Origin of the sequence: Bacillus sp. FSL R9-9530 (genome assembly GCF_038008145.1) — a bacterium.
GTDB lineage: Bacteria > Bacillota > Bacilli > Bacillales > Bacillaceae_G > Bacillus_A > Bacillus_A mycoides.
Genome location: NZ_JBBOYO010000002.1, coordinates 149238 through 166091, shown reverse-complemented (window position 1 = coordinate 166091; position 16854 = coordinate 149238). Strand labels below are relative to the sequence as shown.

At 33.7% G+C, this 16854-nt stretch carries 13 protein-coding genes and 2 pseudogenes; 11 read left to right on the top strand and 4 right to left on the bottom strand.

Annotated elements, in window-relative coordinates:
* Positions 1–22: 22 nt before the first annotated feature.
* A complete protein-coding gene (locus MKX66_RS28620) occupies positions 23–637 on the bottom strand; it encodes a hypothetical protein (RefSeq protein WP_341087875.1) in 615 nt (204 codons plus the stop codon).
* A complete protein-coding gene (locus tag MKX66_RS28615) occupies positions 621–1205 on the bottom strand; it encodes a hypothetical protein (RefSeq protein WP_341087873.1) in 585 nt (194 codons plus the stop codon). Before MKX66_RS28615 ends, MKX66_RS28620 begins: the two co-directional genes overlap by 17 nt.
* A gap of 125 nt (positions 1206–1330) precedes the next feature.
* Here MKX66_RS28615 and MKX66_RS28610 point away from each other — a divergent pair, with 125 nt between their 5' ends.
* From MKX66_RS28610 to MKX66_RS28560, 11 genes and pseudogenes are all read left to right on the top strand, one after another.
* Positions 1331–1714 carry a hypothetical protein gene (locus MKX66_RS28610; protein ID WP_341087872.1) on the top strand — a complete coding sequence of 128 codons (384 nt, stop codon included), beginning with the start codon at positions 1331–1333 and terminating at the stop codon, positions 1712–1714.
* A 16-nt stretch (positions 1715–1730) separates the two neighbouring features.
* The gene (locus MKX66_RS28605; protein WP_341087871.1) at positions 1731–2369 is read left to right on the top strand and encodes a nuclease-related domain-containing protein; all 639 of its coding nucleotides are present in this window, start codon (positions 1731–1733) and stop codon (positions 2367–2369) included.
* Between the two features lie 962 nt (positions 2370–3331).
* Positions 3332–5533 carry a phosphatidylinositol-specific phospholipase C domain-containing protein gene (locus tag MKX66_RS28600; protein WP_341087869.1) on the top strand — a complete coding sequence of 734 codons (2202 nt, stop codon included), beginning with the start codon at positions 3332–3334 and terminating at the stop codon, positions 5531–5533.
* A 284-nt stretch (positions 5534–5817) separates the two neighbouring features.
* A complete protein-coding gene (locus MKX66_RS28595) occupies positions 5818–8652 on the top strand; it encodes a binary toxin-like calcium binding domain-containing protein (protein WP_341087868.1) in 2835 nt (944 codons plus the stop codon).
* A 261-nt stretch (positions 8653–8913) separates the two neighbouring features.
* Complete coding sequence (gene fliB / locus MKX66_RS28590) at positions 8914–10128, top strand: flagellin lysine-N-methylase (protein WP_341087867.1); 1215 nt, start codon at positions 8914–8916, stop codon at positions 10126–10128.
* Between the two features lie 1032 nt (positions 10129–11160).
* Positions 11161–11631: pseudogene (locus MKX66_RS28585) on the top strand (topoisomerase C-terminal repeat-containing protein); the annotation flags it as partial.
* 418 nt (positions 11632–12049) lie between these two features.
* Positions 12050–12691, top strand: coding sequence for a thermonuclease family protein (locus MKX66_RS28580; protein WP_341087865.1), 642 nt, complete (start codon positions 12050–12052; stop codon positions 12689–12691).
* Positions 12692–12756: 65 nt separating this feature from the next.
* Positions 12757–12957, top strand: coding sequence for a hypothetical protein (locus MKX66_RS28575; protein ID WP_341087863.1), 201 nt, complete (start codon positions 12757–12759; stop codon positions 12955–12957).
* 95 nt (positions 12958–13052) lie between these two features.
* Positions 13053–13326 (top strand): annotated as a pseudogene (locus MKX66_RS28570) (hypothetical protein).
* 33 nt (positions 13327–13359) lie between these two features.
* Positions 13360–13770, top strand: coding sequence for a disulfide bond formation protein B (locus MKX66_RS28565; RefSeq protein WP_341087862.1), 411 nt, complete (start codon positions 13360–13362; stop codon positions 13768–13770).
* 93 nt (positions 13771–13863) lie between these two features.
* The gene (locus MKX66_RS28560; protein WP_341087860.1) at positions 13864–14157 is read left to right on the top strand and encodes an ArsR/SmtB family transcription factor; all 294 of its coding nucleotides are present in this window, start codon (positions 13864–13866) and stop codon (positions 14155–14157) included.
* Between the two features lie 600 nt (positions 14158–14757).
* Here MKX66_RS28560 and MKX66_RS28555 read toward each other — a convergent pair.
* Together MKX66_RS28555 and MKX66_RS28550 are read right to left on the bottom strand one after the other, a co-directional pair.
* The gene (locus MKX66_RS28555; RefSeq protein ID WP_341087859.1) at positions 14758–16065 is read right to left on the bottom strand and encodes an APC family permease; all 1308 of its coding nucleotides are present in this window, start codon (positions 16063–16065) and stop codon (positions 14758–14760) included.
* Between the two features lie 280 nt (positions 16066–16345).
* Positions 16346–16792 (bottom strand): Lrp/AsnC family transcriptional regulator, encoded by a 447-nt coding sequence (locus tag MKX66_RS28550; RefSeq protein WP_098190300.1) that lies wholly within the window; start codon positions 16790–16792, stop codon positions 16346–16348.
* Positions 16793–16854 lie beyond the last annotated feature (62 nt).

The window sequence follows — 16854 nt, the reverse complement described above, 5'->3', positions numbered from 1 at the left end:
CTGAATCTATATTCAGTACCTTTTATCTACCCATATGATTTCTTCGTTCGTATTCTTCAAATACTTCCGGTGATATAGGGGATAATAAGCCACTTAGATATACAGCTGTATATAAAAAGTATTGTTCATCTTTTGTTTGAACTGTAAGAGTGCCGTGTTCCTCGTTATTGGGGATAATTCGTTCAATTTTCAGTTGTTTTTTGTCGCAAATAATTGCCTTGATTTTATAGACGTTATGTATTGGTAATCTTTCGATATACAGACAACTACGCTCTAATAGATAGAAAATGAGTGCCATTTGTAGAATGAACACAAATTGTAGTAGAGCTGGTATGCCTGCAAAACAGACAAGGAAAATAGAAACTAAAATAATATTTAACTTCGAAAACCATTTCTCGAATTGCTTCATAGAAAGAATACTTTTTTTCGTTTGAAAGACTTGGAATCTTGTTATGAGGAACAGGATCGTAAAGATTCCTTCATAAATAAGCCAAGTATGCCATTCCGACTTAGAAAGATCTAGTACTAAGTATATGATGCCGGTAAAGATAAGGATTGGTACCAGATGTACCAGGCTAAATAATATCGTATGTTCTAACATTCTTTTCTTGTAGATGTGATTAGTAATTGAATCCAAGTTTCTTAACTCCTTCTGCAATTTTCATGATGACACCACCAATAAGTAGATGGTATTCGCCTATTCCTTTTTCGTTTACATACCAGCACATATAGTGCCTAATACCTTCTTTTGCTCCATGATCATGTAAAGGGAAAGGAGATGCGTATTTTTCAGATGACATATTATTATCACCGAAAGGAACCTGTCCTGCAAGAGCAAAACGTTTCTTTGCATCATTTACAATCCAACAACCATAATCTGCTGTTCCATACCATAATGCTTCTTTATGAATAGGATCAATAGAAGGTTGTGCTGGATAATTTTCAGCCAGTATTTGTGCTTTTTCTTCACGAAGTCGTTGATGAATATGTGAATTCAATGGATCTTCCGTTCCGATTTCATAGGTTTCCTCAAAATTCCCACACTCATAAGGGATGAGAGGATTATTTGAATCAGATGCTAATAATAGACTGCAAGAATTCGATTTTGAAAGATAGTATACACAGTCTTTGCAGGTGAAAAGGTTTGAAAAAGCTGAATCTGTTTCTTGTTCTGTTACCGTATTATCTACTACAAGTTTTAACATGTCTATCACAATCCTTTTTAGGCTAGTTCGTAAATTAATATAGACGTATCATATCATGCTTATAATTAAATGTAAATATTTTCCAAATAAAAATAACCTTATTTATTTTGAAAGGACTGTTTGTTTTGAAAAGAAATCGAGAATATATCGCTTTGCGAAATTCCATTTTGGTAGGTTGGTTGCTCACAATTATCGTTATGGGCCTGTCAGTCTATTTTTCTTCCATTGTGTATTTATTAATCGGATGTTTCATTTTGTCGCTTAAATATGGATTAATGGGCACCATAAAGAATGTGGAAAAACGTTTACCAACCTGGGCTAACTTTGGTGTCATTGAAAAGCCAGTGAATCGAAGGGTGACAAGACCCTTTCAATTTCGGGGTGGGCTCATTGTTTCTTTAGCATTAGGATTTGTAGAGATGGTGATAAAAGGCTTATGTATCTCATATTTTATTTTAGGATTAGAAACGTATGTATATCGTTTGATACGCAAAAACGCAAGAGTGTGAAAAGGAGGTTTTTATTATGAAAATATTGATATTCGAATTAATTCTCATTGCGATTCTGATTCCATTGAATATTGTTGTAAAAAAACATGTACCTAAATGGAAAGGGAAAGCTGGAGAAAAACTGGTGAAACGTATATTAAGTAAATTAGATCCTGAAAGTTATTATGAGCTACATGATGTGACGGTTCATACGGAGTATGGTGATACAACGCAAATTGACCATATTGTTATCGCGGAAACAGGTGTATTTGTCATAGAGACGAAGAACTACGAGGGCTGGATCTATGGGAATGAGAAAGCAGCAAGATGGACACAAGGTATTTTTAGAAAAAAACACTCCTTCCAAAATCCGTTTAGACAAAACTATAAACATACGAAAGCAATTGAATGGGTGATGGAAAAACAGCTGCCATGTATCTCTATTGTAGCGTTTCATCCGAAATGCAATCTAAAAAAAGTTAATGTACATTCAAAAGATAAACATATCTTATATTATAACGATCTAAAAAAAAGTATTGAGTCATATACCGACGTGCAACTAACAAAAGACGAGGCCCTGCATATCTATCAAACTATCTTGCAAACAAACATTACGGATAAGGATATTGAAAAGAAACATGTGAAGTATTTACAGAATAAGTTCGCTAAACAATAAGAAATGGAGTAGGTTACATGATTCCTTATATCATTGGATTTCTTATAATTTCTGTAGTTGCTATTCGTCTTAACATGAAGTATTACAAGCTTAGAGGGAATCCGAGAGATTTTGTAATGAAAAAAAAAGAGTAGAAGATTTCTGATAAAATGTTTTAAAGTCCATTTCAATTGAAATGGACTTTAGTATTCGCATAAGGGGATACCACCACATCGCTATCAAGCTAAGAAATGTAAATACGCCCAAAACGAGAAAATTTACATTTTATTGTATTGGGAAATTTTTCGACAAAATAACATCAAAAACCTCTGATATTTGATTGTCCCCAAAATAATCGGTTTTGGGATACTAATTTACAATGATTCAAAAGGTCTATGTGTTTATGAAGTACTGCAAAATGTTATCTCGAACTTTTTGACACATTGTTTTTCATAGAAATCACACCACAACAAAAGGTGTACCTTTATAAACACTTTTAAAGTATTGCGATCTCAACTCTCTTCGGACTACACATATTTGTAATAAATCATAAAACGAGCAACGATTAGAAGAATAAGGTGCCACTCTGAGATTCACTTGTAAACAATGGGAATCAATAATTTTTAGATAGATTTATGAATGACTTAAATATTTTTCTCAATAAATATTATGGATGAATCTGTTAAAATTCGGATTATCAATGATTGGAGAGTAATAAACATAACTGGTAGGGATGTTGCGTTTGATGATGCATTAAAAGATACGAGGTTTCAAGGATTTGTACTATTAGCTGCAAAGGTAGCGGGAACCTATTACGAGATGTATTTAATAGAATTCGATTTAAAAACAGGAACAAACATAACACTACACCCGCTAAGTTGTATCATCTTTCGTATTTGTAAAAATACAAGTGTATTCTCAGGCTATTTTGTACTAATGTATCTTATTACAAATGTGCATGAGAAGCAAAAATGGAGGATAAAATGGAAAAAAAACCTAAAGCTCTTATTCCAAATGCTTCAGATGCTGAAAGAGAAAATACTCCTGATAATTTTGGAGACAGAACCGGTTACAGTTATGAAGTAAGTTTGAATTATCAAAATACAGGTTGGATGAGTACGTTGAAAGGTGATACACCTTTAAGTCGATTATCTATCCCTGGTACACATAACTCAATGTCACGACATGGTGGTGGTGGTCTTTATCCGGATGATTATATCAAAACGCAAAGAATGGATTTACAGATACAATTGAATTCGGGCGCTCGTTATCTAGATATTCGTTTGCGAAAAGAATCCAATACCCTTTTTACAGCGTACCACGGATCGGTGAATCAACATGCAGCTTTTGGAGGAGATATTTTAAATACCGTCAAAGCATTCTTACAAGCCCATCCTGGAGAAACAGTATTGATGCGAGTCAAAAATGAGTGTAATGGACCAGGTACAGGAAGATGTACGGATGTAGAAACTAGCAAAACGTGGGCACAAATTTTTGAAGATAATTATTATAATAATCCTGATTATCGTGATTATTTTTGGAAAGGTGCCTCAAATAATCCGACACTAAATGAAGTAAGAGGTAAGATTGTAGTACTGTCACAGTTCCCTACAGGTGGAAAACGTTTAGGAATCCCTTACGGTACATTGGATATACAAGATCATTATGAAGTTGATGATGATCACTATCCAATGTATGACAAATGGAATAGAGTAAAAGCTCATCTTGAGAAAGCAAGTGCAAATTCCGGCAATTCTATTTTTCTAAATCATTTAAGCGGTAACGGTGCGTGGAAATTTATCACACAAGGAGCATCACCTTATTTTGTAGCAAGTGGACAAGCAAGTACACAAACTGGAATATCTCCCAAACGACTCACCCCTATCATAGAAGGTGTACCGGTCGATTTTGGGAACGCCTATCCGGATTATCCAAGAGTGTACTATGCAGAGTATGGTAAAAATCTTATTCATTATGAAGGAACAAATAATCTTACTGTGCAACGGATAAAAAAAGGAGGCATTCAGCATACAGGAATTATAGCTGCAGATTTCCCTGGCGGTGGATTAATGGATAGTGTTATTCAACTCAATAACAAACATCGTTCTAGTGATATTCACCACATTGGTTTGAATGCACAAAAAAAGGTGGAAGTTGGCTTTACTGGTAATTACTTATCCAACATATATGTCATCACTAAAAATGGAGAATACATTGCACACTACGATAAAGGAACCGCTTACTATTCCTATCTAAGTAAGACAGACTATGGCCATCTATTAACACATGATGATGGATATAGTCTTTTCACAGGAGATAAAATAGCTGTTTGGTTAGACATTAACGGAAATAGAACCTTACTACGGGAATTTACAGTGAATATTGATGAAAATAATCTAGAAGAAGTAAGAATACATGATGGTAAATATAGTATTGTATCTGCTTTAAATAATAGTAGCGAAGTGGCTATGGAAAAAACAACGCCAAATGATATGTACAATGTAGTTTTATGGGGTCATTCAAACGGAGAACTGAATGGTCAATGGAATTTTGTATATGACTCCCATAAAAAAGCATATCTAATTAAAAATAATTGGAAAACAAATGCAGTGCTAGCTTCTTGGTCTGCGCACGGGATCAACGTGTATGCTATACCTTGGAGTGGGAGTTTCGGTAATGAGGTATACTGGATTCTAAAACGAGCAGGGAGTGGATATCTGTATCTAGAAAATAAAGCAAGTGGAACGGTATTAGACGTAACTGGTGGAGGAACTGGAAATGGCACTAATGTTAATGTATGGGGACGCGTTCCAGGTGCAATGAATCAAAAATTCAAGATAAAACAACCATCTGCAAGAGAGACCCATATTGCAACGATTGTATCAGAACCAAGACCCCAATCAGGACAAAAAAATCGATCAAGTGGAAATTTCAGAATTCAGAATCTACCAGCGGGTACAAGGGGAATCAAATGGGTTGTAGAAACAGACGGATTCGATCAACCTACAAATGTTTCGATTAACGTAATGCGAGATGTAACCGCGGGTTCAGATCCTGTAATTTGGAGTAATGTAAAACATGGCACGATTCATATACAACATATCGCTACAGGTTTTAACTATTATATTGCAAATCCAAGCGGTGCTACGAAAAACTTCACTGTAAAAGTATATGCGATTTTGTAAGATGAATTTTCATATCGAACATTTATAGAGCTATAATCCCAATCACATAGTGAAAGTGTGGGTTGTACGAATGGTTATGTTAACCGCTGTATATTCTATGTAAGATATACAGCGGTTTTTTACATTTCTACTTTTCATTTACGAAATTGATTGTGGGATTAGGTCTCTTAATCCATAAGCTCCTTTTAAATTTCTCAATACATATTAACAGAAATATTAATTCCAAAAAATACAAAAATAGTATGATATGTATGTAATTCATTTCGATTAAAAGGGGATGTAAAATGCAAAATACCGTTTCTTCAAAAGTCGATCAGATGACTGTCATTGGATTAGTTGGTTTTTACTTTAAAGACACTGCTTTTAAAGATTTAATGTTCATCCAGGTGGGTGAAAAAAATAATTTGATGGATAAATCGAGAATAAACACAGTTTCCCAACAGACTCATTCCGTACGTTGGATGGGAAACTTGATACCACCTGAAACAGGTAAATATAAACTTTCTACATCACTTAATACTAATGTAATTATGCAAATTAATGGCGAAACGGTCATTAATCAATCTAGTATAGAAAGATCTCTCCAACTAGAAAAAGATAAAGTATATGAAATCAAAATCGAGTATCGTGATACATCAGATACATTAGATACATTACCAGATTTGCAACTTTTTTGGTCAGTGGGTGATGCAAAACAAGAACAAATTCCAGAGCAATATATACTTTCTCCAAACTTCTCTGAAAAATTAAATTTACGTGCTGAAAAAGAAACTCAGTCTTTCTTCCCAGATTATAATTTGTTTGATAGACAACAAGAAAATGGACAAAAACAAGAGGTATCTGTACCTGTAGACTCAGATAAAGATGGTATTCCAGATGAATGGGAAGAAAAAGGATATACATTTAAGGACAACCAAATCGTAGCATGGAATGACTCTTTTAGTGCACTAGGTTATAAAAAGTACGTATCCAATTCCAGGAAAGCAAGAACAGCTGCAGATCCGTATACCGACTTTGAAAAAGTAACAGGACATATGCCAGAAGCAACGAAAGACGAAGCGCGAGACCCATTAGTAGCTGCCTATCCATCTGTTGGCGTCGGTATGGAAAAGCTTCATTTTTCTAGAAATGAGACGGTGACGGAGGGACAGGCTGATACAATATCCAAAACTGTCACAAAAACCGATTCAACCACAAACAGTGTCGAGTTTGGTGGATCACTCGGTTTTACAGAGAAAGGATTTTCTTTTTCATTTTCACCGAAGTACAGTCATTCATGGACCAGCAGTACAGCCGTTGCAGACACAGAAGGTACAACATGGTCTTCACAAATTGCATATAACCCATCAGAAAGAGCGTATTTAAATGCGAATGTTCGCTATCATAATAGTGGGACAGCACCGATTTATGATTTAAAACCGACAACAAATTTTGTGTTCCAAAATTCAGGCGATTCCATCGCCACGATAACAGCTGGATCGAATCAAATTGGAAATAGCTTAGGGCCAGGCGCTACCTATCCGCAAAAAGGACAGGCCCCGATTTCATTAGATAGAGCAAATGAAACGGGTATAGTGAAAATTGGAATTTCCGATACACAATTAAATCAATTGCAAGATGGATCAGAAGTATTAGGCTTAGAAACCACACAAAATAGAGGGCAATTTGGAAAATTAGATGAAAATGGTACTCCAGTATTTGGTGGAGAATGGGATCCAATTCGAACAAATGTTGATGCAGTCTCAGGATCCTTAGTATTAAACCTTGGTACAGGGAAAGATAGTTTGGAACGAAGAGTAACTGCCAAAAATATGAATGATCCTGAAGATAAAACACCTGAAATCACAATTAAAGAAGCGATTAAAAAAGCGTTTAATGCCAATGAAAAAGATGGCAGATTATACTATACTGATGCAGATAAAAAGGATATATTCATTGATGAACCTGCGATTAATTTAATTACGGACGAAAATACAAAAAAAGAACTTGAAAGTCAATTAAGTCAAATGCCAGGTAAAACAATCTATGATGCAAAATGGAAACGCGGAATGAAGATTACACTCCATGTACCGACAGCGTATTATGATTTTGAAAATGGTTCACAAGGTTGGTATCACATAGCAACAGCATCAGATGGCGGACATTCAGGTAAGAGTTATGGAAGAATGGAAACCAGAGGTTGGGTAAGCTTACCTGCATTAAAACCCTATACAAGCTATACGGCACGTGCCTATGTCAGAACAGCATCCGCAACGGGTAGCAATGATGTGAACTTCTTTGTAGGTAATGAAGCTGGTGGTGGACAAGGTATAAGTGTCAAGGGAAAGGTGAACGGAAACCAATGGAAACTAGTAGAAGCTTCTTTCAATACAGGTCCAAATCCCGAATATTTTAGATCGATAGGTTTTCTAAACACCGGAAATGCCAATCTTCATTTTGACGATGTATCTGTAACAGAATGGAAACCAACTGAAAACATTGAAAAGGCTCATAGAGTGAAAGAGTGGACTGCGTATTATGATAGCTCTACAGGAAAACAGAGAGTAAGTGATGTGAAGTTCTCTAAATTCCCAAAGAAAAAAGTTCGATACCAACTACTATTTAATGATAACACTTGGGGACCTATATTACCTGATTCAAGTGTGGTAGACAAAGATGGCGTAAGAACCGTAAACTTTGGATCGGGTAGTGCAGCGCCAGGGGCAGATCAGAAAATTTCAATATTTGCAGTTGACGAAAAAAATGAACATCTTAAAGTGAAAGTTGCTGAGCGTGAACCGAGTGAAGACGAAGATCAAATCATTAAGAACGCACATCAATTTAATTCATGGACAAGTGTACAAATACCAACTCAACCCCAACCAACAGTAGTGGGTAGTGGTATGTATATAAATATACTAGATCCAAGTATATTGGGTAAAATTAAATCTTATAAATTTAATGGAGGCCTGTTGGATGGACTAACATTCGATAAGCCGCCAGGGAGCGGTGCTTTTTATTTTAAATGGTACAACAAACACACTGATCCGTATATATACCGCCTTAAGACTGTTTCAGTGTCCGCCATTTTGCATAACGGAAAAGAAATTCGTCTGTTTTCTAAACAATATATAAATTGACCTAATTTCGATAAACAATCCAAAAATATACAACTGTATTCGGGATGTATATAACACCTGCCCAGGCACTCACATTGTAGTGCCTGGGTAGTGTAATTTGAAACCGTTTATTTCTTGTGTGAAATAATTTTTCAATGAGATGAATATATTTTTTTCTAAAGTGAATAAAATGAACTGATGGTCACATGAACAAACGGCGTACGCACAGGTTATATCATACTACCATTCATATATACGTTTATGAAGGAAGGAGCTTCCATTATGAAACAAAAAGTCTGGGTTGCTAATTATTTAACAACATTTTCTTGTATTGGTTCTGCATGTGAAGATACTTGCTGTAAGGGGAATTGGAATGTTTCTGTTGACAAAGAGCAGTATGAATACTATAAACAGTTAGATGCCAAAAATCAGTCGCAATTTTTCCAATCTGGGATTAAAAAGAACGCACAACCTAGTTCAGAAAAAAACTATGCAACAATTCCATTGCATGCACAAAGTGGTTGCTCATTTTTGACAACGGAGAGTTTATGTTCTATTCATCAACAATATGGACCAGAGTTACTTAGTCATACATGTAGAAATTACCCTCGTCAAACAGAAAAAATAAATGAGCAATTTTATCAAACTGGACACTTATCGTGTCCTGAAATTGCGAGATTATCGTTACTATCAAATAAAACGATTCATTGGAAAATGTCTACTAATCAAATACATAATGGCCCCCTATTTAGGGAATCCCAATCGAATGAAAAGTATTATAAAAGAGTTCATGATATACTAACTACTCTTATACAGCAACGTTCTTTTTCTTTGCAGGAACGTCTTTGGTTAATCGGGGCATTTCTTATCGAACTATCGAATATGTCTGATATATATGGAAAATCAAAAGCGATTTCACTTGCTTTCAAGCGCACACAAAAAGCACAAAAGCATGCATCGAATCACATCCAAGATGCTCCAAATTCATTCCTAATGCAGATGATCATACAGACGATTTACAAAATGAAACAAGATTCTCGCTGTTCGGTCCGGTTCAAAGAATGCTTAGATTGGTGTATACAGGGATTCGAGCTGTATGAAAATGTACAGGTTCATGACAATATAATCAGAACGTATCAAAAGAAATATGAGACATATTACCAGCTGTTTTTCAAAAACTATGCACACATATTAGAAAATTATTGTCTCTATTCGTTTCAACGTCAGCTATTCCCATATGAGCTAAAAGATGTACCTTCTCAATATATTTTATACCTTGTTGAGTTTGCACTTTTAAAGTATATATTAATTGGAATTTCCGCTTCCCCATCAGGTTTAACAGAAAATACAGCAATTCAAGTATTTCAATCGTATTCAAAAATTTTTCATCACAATGAGTCTTGTTATGATGACTATATTGGGACAATGTATGAACAATTCTATTCCATGTATCCAGGAAGATTTACGGAGTGTACATCAATTTTATTGAGTGAATAACGTGTATGTCTTATATTTAAAACAATCTCGCCATGATGATTTTTACAAAAAACTTATATCCAGGATGTACATGGGGTACAGCCGAGATACGTGTAAAAATAGGTTATAGTGATACATTTTTTACCAAACTCTATTTTCCCGTGATATTTGCAACATAAATGTTCCCTCGTGTTACAGTTTAGTCTCTTACCGATGTGGTATAATATGGTTAATTTTGTTTGTAAAAAGGGGAGATGTTTAATGGGAGTTTTTACAGCATTGTTAGCAACTAGCTCTATTTTATTATTAGCTTGGGTTGTAGGTGAAAGAGAAAAACAAAATCAACAATGATATTTTATATTTATGGATAATTATAATTGTTAAAAAAGCTAGTATTGATCTAGCTTTTTCTTTTTTTTGTTTACAGTTTTTTTATCTCTTTATTTATCATCTTTTGAATGTATACTTTTCTAGTTATTTTTGAGAAAAACGGGTGAATTATGATAAAGTCGATAAAATCAGAGATTTGAAAGGAAACTAATATTCAAAAGTTTACTTTCATGAAAAAAGTGAAAAATAAGTTAAACTCCCAAGTTTCATATTAATCTTGGGAGTTTAACTTATTTTTGAATAAATCGAGGTTTACTAAAAAATATAGCAAGTACAAAAAATAAACTTGCAAATAAAATTGCTAATGATGTTTTATTTAGCAAAGGTAATATTATTACTGAGAGAGCTGATAAAATAAAGAAAAATTTCATCAAGTGTATCAACCTCCTAAAGTATTTTAATTATTTCATTAAAAATCAGTAATGTAAATATTCGAATGTAAATTATTATCTATTAGTTTACTTTCGTAGTAATAGAGGCATTATCCAATACAGCAACCAACATTGTTAATCAGCATCAACAATCAATACTTACTATCGTTCATTTACTTTTACATCAATCATGTGGGACGACTACACCTAGGTATGAGCATACAACATAGTTATCCTATACTTCTAAGCCATCTACACAAGTATGTAAGCATCGTCACTCTCCCACTAATAAAACGGATGTAATTTTATGTTTCCAGCTAAAATTAAAGGTAAGAAATTATCGGATAGTCAGATTAAGAAGCTATTAAATAGTAATGTAACAGACTTCATTAATGGTTTTAGTGGGGAAAAAAGAGAATTCACAGCTGCCATTCGATTAAAGCCAGACTTTAGTATTTGTTTTGAATTTCCAACTGCAGAGGATCGTACGGTAGGTAAATGTCCATTATGCCAGGGGAGAGTTATTATAGGGAAAACAAACTATCTATGCGAACAATACAAAAAGGGTTGTGATTTCATCGTTTCAGGTATGATACTTGAAAAAAGAATCACAACAAGTCAGATCAAGAAGTTATTAGAAAAGAATATGACGGATATAATCCAAGGCTTTATATCGAAAAAAACGGGGAAATCGTTTGGTGCAAAATTAACATATGACTCTGCACAGAAGAGAATAACCTTTGTATATGAGAAGAAGAAATAATATTATAAAATCCTAAATTTCATATATAAAATTAATAAGAATTATGATATGATGAAAGTAACAAAATACTTCTAAATCTACCTGCAAAAGGACACACCTACGCATACATATGCCATAGGTGTGTCCTTTTTTCGTTGTCTATAAATTCCTAAAAAAAGAGAGGGGGAAGGTATATTGTGTACGAGTGAAATACCAACTACAAATGTATCTTTTGAGAATGTGGAGAGTCATAAGCGTAATAAGGGGAATGAAATATCAGTATGTCCCAAATGTAAAAAGCAATCATTCAGGGCTACGTTTAACGAACATCCAAAGTGGGTTCGTTTTTGCTTGTGTTGTGATTATAAAGAAGTTAATCCAGCATATAGTCCATTTGTATATTAAGTAGAGTGATACTAATAGGAAAGGATACTACGGTATGAAACCATGGATTAAGATTGCTTGTATAACATCATTAGTCTTTCAAATTACAGCATGTAGCAGTTCAACACAAACAAATGATTCGAGACCTGCACAAACGGCCCAGAAAGCAATCCAGCAGAATGTAGAAGGAAAGAGTAATGTTGATATTCCGGAAGCATACAGGGACAAATTAAAAGGATTAGAAACGGGTAAAGGAAAAGTAATACATGTAAAAGACAGAGATACAGTAGATGTAAAAGTAAACGGGAAGAAGCAGACGGTAAGGTTACTATTATTAGACACCCCTGAATCTGTTTCTCGAAAGATTCCGCCACAAAAGATGGGTAAAGAAGCATCTTCTTTTCTAAAGAAACAAATAAAAGGAAAAGATGTAACCCTGGTATATGATCATGGACAAAAAGAAGACAAGTATGGCAGAAAATTAGCGTATTTATTTTGCGAGGGAATACATGTAAATGAATTAATGGTCAAATCAGGATACGGAATTGTAGCTTATATTACTAAACCGAACACTACGCTGCTTCCACAAATGTTAGATGCAGAAAAGAAAGCAAAATCATCTAAAAGTGGAGTGTGGAGTATCAAAGGTTTTGTGGATGAAAAGAAACGTCATTATAACAGAAATGATGCAACTTAACGCATATTACTCACGCAAAGGAAGAATACTAATACTTTGAAATTTAAATACGGAGGTTTTTAGGTGTGAAAGAGAATAAAAGAAACATGATCTTATCGCTTGTTATTTCGATTATCTTTATATTTTCAAGCGTGATGCGTTTCAGTAGTAACGAATACATCTATGTGATTTCAAAAATTGGTGCTGCAGCAGGTGTAATAAATATTGTATTGATGAGTATTTTTCTGTATTTTCAAAGCAAAAAAATGAGGTATTCATTGAATTAAACTGTAAATGAGAAAGTTTTCCTTACTCATACAAAAAGAGAGTAGTAAGGAAAACTGCGAAGGAGCTGGAATAGATGAGTTAGGTAACGGGATTCTTGAAATTCGTTTTAGCGAAAGAAAAACGATACGTATATTTGGCTGTATCAGAAAAAAGAAACAAACGTGTAAACACGCACATTTTATATAAATTTGGTCCAATGGAAAAAGCATTGGAAACCATGTACGAAATGCGGGATGATTTCGAGAATAGTTTCCCGGTAGAGTTAAAAGAAAAAAGGATATGACTGGGGAGATATTAACGATTGGATACTTTCCATCGAGACAGGATTCTCAAAACATGGAAATAAGCTAATAACATACGAACGCTAAGTAGAGCAGAACATTAAATGAGGTGAATGAAGAATGGCGTTAATTCGAAAGTATCACATTGCAATTGCTTGGACGATAGCTACTAGTGCAATGCTTATAAGCTTGGTTTTTAGTGAATGGATGAAACTTCCCCCATGTGATTTGTGCTGGTATCAAAGGATGGCCATGTATCCCTTAGTGTTGATATTAGGTGTTGGTATGTATAGAAAAGACCCACTGGTAAGTACATATGCATTCCCATTTGCACTTTGTGGTTTATTGCTAGCTGTTTATCAAATAACGATTCAAACCTTCCCTGCGAGTGAGATGAAAATATGTTCTGTAGGAGTTTCTTGTACGGAAGATCGCTTAAATTTATTTGGTTTCATCTCAATACCTATGCTATCATTTGTTGGATTTTTAGCTATTATAGTATTTTTATATATAAAACCGGATAGTAAGTAGTAGTCAAACAGAACGATACGTATGAACTCAATAAATTTAAATACAAACAAGTTTATTCAAAATAAAATAAAAAACATTAAGGAGATAACAAAAATGACAACAATGCAACTAAATAAAGAAATGAACAGAATTCCAGAGGCGGATGTAGAATTACTAAAGATCATGGCTCACCCAGTTAGGCTACAAATTGTAAAAGAGTTAGAGCATCATAAGGTTTGCAATGTAACACAATTAACGGAGCTATTAGACGTACCACAATCTACCGTATCTCAGCATTTATCTAAAATGCGTGGAAGGATTCTTCGTTCGGAAAGAAGAGGGTTGGAGATGTATTACCATATTGTGAATTCTAAAGCATGCAAAATTGTTAGTGTGCTAGGTCTATAGAATAAGAGATAAAAGAAATAATAGGTCATTAATTAGATTAAAAGTATGAAAAATTAGGGTTTCATAAAATTTGTAATGTAATACAATTAACAAAATTACTAGATATTATTTATCATAAAAACCAAATTATTGAGTTAAGGAAAGTGTAGGAGGATAGACAGCAAATCGTTGACTTGACTTCCATTCAAAGATGCCATTTTAAATGAAGTTTAGAGTTTTACACGATTTTATTGTTATATTTTTTAGGGGAATGAAGAATGTCTTTTTCTGAAATTGAACAACTGCAATTTTAAACCCGTTCTAAATTTAGAACGGGTTTAGGCTTGTTTACACTTTTGAAATTAAGTAACTTTTCTTTTTTTAATATATATTAAATTATTTTTTTAGATTATTAATTTTATTGAAATGGAGCAATATTCAAAAAAAGAACTTACACGATACATTAATTAAAATCATGAAACTTATAAGGCTATAGTGGTAGTACTCATTTATAAAAAATTATTGCTCTAACTATTTCGTGGAAGTAATATTTCCATGTTTTATGAGATTTAATTACTGAATTTTTCCTGTTATTCATAAATGTCCCTCCATTAAAATAATTTAAAAATCATATTTTTCTGCTGAAATTTGCATTTCTTTTTTATCTCTCCAGGATATATAAATAATGCATGTAATCAATAATAAAATAGGTAGTGTAATTGAAGTGCCGATAAAAGGATATGCGATCATGCATAAGAAGCAAGAGATAGCTGCTGAGATTTTCCCTAGTTTTGATGAAATTAATTTGATACCAGAAGCAGTTCCTATAACATAAGTTGCAATTGCTAATGAATTAGGAATGAACACCAATTTTTCTAAACTTATATTGAAAAGATAACTAAAAGCTAATCCTGCAATCGCAATCCCTCCAACAAGTATTACAGCACGTTTTGGAGTTGAGCGCTCTTCATCATAGTTATCTAACCATTGTGGAGCAGTTTTGTTATGAGCTAAAGAGTACCCTAAGCGGCTTATACTCGCTATAAAAGCGTTAATGGTGCCTAGACAGATAGTAAAGGCTAAAATTCCTATGATCCATGCCCCATTAGTACCCATTACCTTTTTTATAACTGCAGCTAAAGATGCATTATTGATAGATTGAGCAGCTTCACTTGTTCCGAGAATATAAGACTGAGTACCAATTACTGATAAAGCAATCCCAATGTAAATAATTCCAGTTATAATAATAGCTCCCCATGTTGACATTAATATATTTCTTTTTTGAGGGCTTTTAAACTCCGGAGCAAGACTAGATATTGCCTCCCAGCCAAAAAATGACCAAAATATTAACATCATAGATTTACCAATAGGAACAATGCTTTCTTTACTTAAAGACCAGGTTAACGACTCAAGCTTAATATAAGGAATGGAAAGTATGATTGTACTTACTAATATAAAAAATGTGAGACTTGCAATTATCAGTTGAAGTTTACTACTAGTATGTAATCCGAAATAATTTCCTAAAATAGCGATAATTAATAATAACAGCGCGATTAAGTAGGAGGAAAAATAGGGTAAATTAAAGGCGTAAGATATATAAACTCCACCAGTTAATGAAACTATAATCTGCCCGAAACTTCCGGCAACAAAGAAAAACCAACCAGAAATTACACCGACGTATCGACCGAAAGCGTTTGTCGCAAAGGTTGAAATCCCTCCAGCACTTGGGTATTGAATGGATAAAAAGGCGAAAGTACAAGCAAGGGGGATACTCAGTATCACCATAATAATCCAAGGTATAATCGCATTCGGTCCTGCTATTCCTCCCGTAATACCAGGTAATATTAATATGCCAGATCCTAGCACAGCTCCGACATACAATGAAATGCCTTTTGAAGTTGATATTGTTTGATTCCCTTCATTTTTCATATTATTCCCTCCTCTTTGTTACATTATAGTATGTGTTTGTTAAAAAATCTATTCATTATTGAAAGTATATAAGTTATATTGTATTATTTTAGTAGGTGAAACGTAAAAAATAACTGCTTTAGTTTATTTTCAGAAAAGACAGATTAATGTTTTTCAACTTTTAATTACCAAAAATACACAGTCGTAAAGAAGGTTATTCAGTTTAAAATGGTACAATATGTAATGTAAATATGGAAAAAGGACTTCATTTTTATATGAAATCCTTTTAGAATTGAAATATTTAGTTTGTTGTTTCATCGGGGAGCAATAATCTATCTTGAATTGGGGAGGATAAAACAACTGAAGTATTTAGTTGAGCGAAAGGTATTAGACGATCAATTAATTCTCTGACACGTTTCATATTAGGGACAATAGCTTTCATGATATAACTACTTTGACCTGTTATTCTATGACACTCAACAATGTCGTATTCATCTTGTATCAATTCTTCAAATTTATGGCATTCTACTTTAACATTATTTACCTCAATCATCACGATAATTTCTTTACCTATTGCTTCCGGTGATATTTTTGTAGTAAAACCCTGAATTACATTGTTTTCTTGTAATTTTTTGATTCTTTCATTTATTGCTGGTCTACTTAAATTTAATTCTTTAGAAAGCTGTAGTACGGTCATACGACCATCAATTTGTAAAAATTCAATTATTTTTCTGTCTATTTTATCCAATTTGAACCAACCCCTCATTAAAATATGCTGAGTAATAATTTAAAACCCAATTTCGTTCAATT

Bases quoted from the DNA above. Each gene is read 5' to 3' on its own strand.
- MKX66_RS28615 (WP_341087873.1), bottom strand. From the start codon at position 1,205: ATGTTAAAACTTGTAGTAGATAATACGGTAACAGAACAAGAAACAGAT.
- MKX66_RS28605 (WP_341087871.1), top strand. From the start codon at position 1,731: ATGAAAATATTGATATTCGAATTAATTCTCATTGCGATTCTGATTCCA.
- MKX66_RS28600 (WP_341087869.1), top strand. From the start codon at position 3,332: ATGGAAAAAAAACCTAAAGCTCTTATTCCAAATGCTTCAGATGCTGAA.
- MKX66_RS28595 (WP_341087868.1), top strand. From the start codon at position 5,818: ATGCAAAATACCGTTTCTTCAAAAGTCGATCAGATGACTGTCATTGGA.
- fliB (WP_341087867.1), top strand. From the start codon at position 8,914: ATGAAACAAAAAGTCTGGGTTGCTAATTATTTAACAACATTTTCTTGT.
- MKX66_RS28580 (WP_341087865.1), top strand. From the start codon at position 12,050: ATGAAACCATGGATTAAGATTGCTTGTATAACATCATTAGTCTTTCAA.
- MKX66_RS28565 (WP_341087862.1), top strand. From the start codon at position 13,360: ATGGCGTTAATTCGAAAGTATCACATTGCAATTGCTTGGACGATAGCT.
- MKX66_RS28560 (WP_341087860.1), top strand. From the start codon at position 13,864: ATGACAACAATGCAACTAAATAAAGAAATGAACAGAATTCCAGAGGCG.
- MKX66_RS28555 (WP_341087859.1), bottom strand. From the start codon at position 16,065: ATGAAAAATGAAGGGAATCAAACAATATCAACTTCAAAAGGCATTTCA.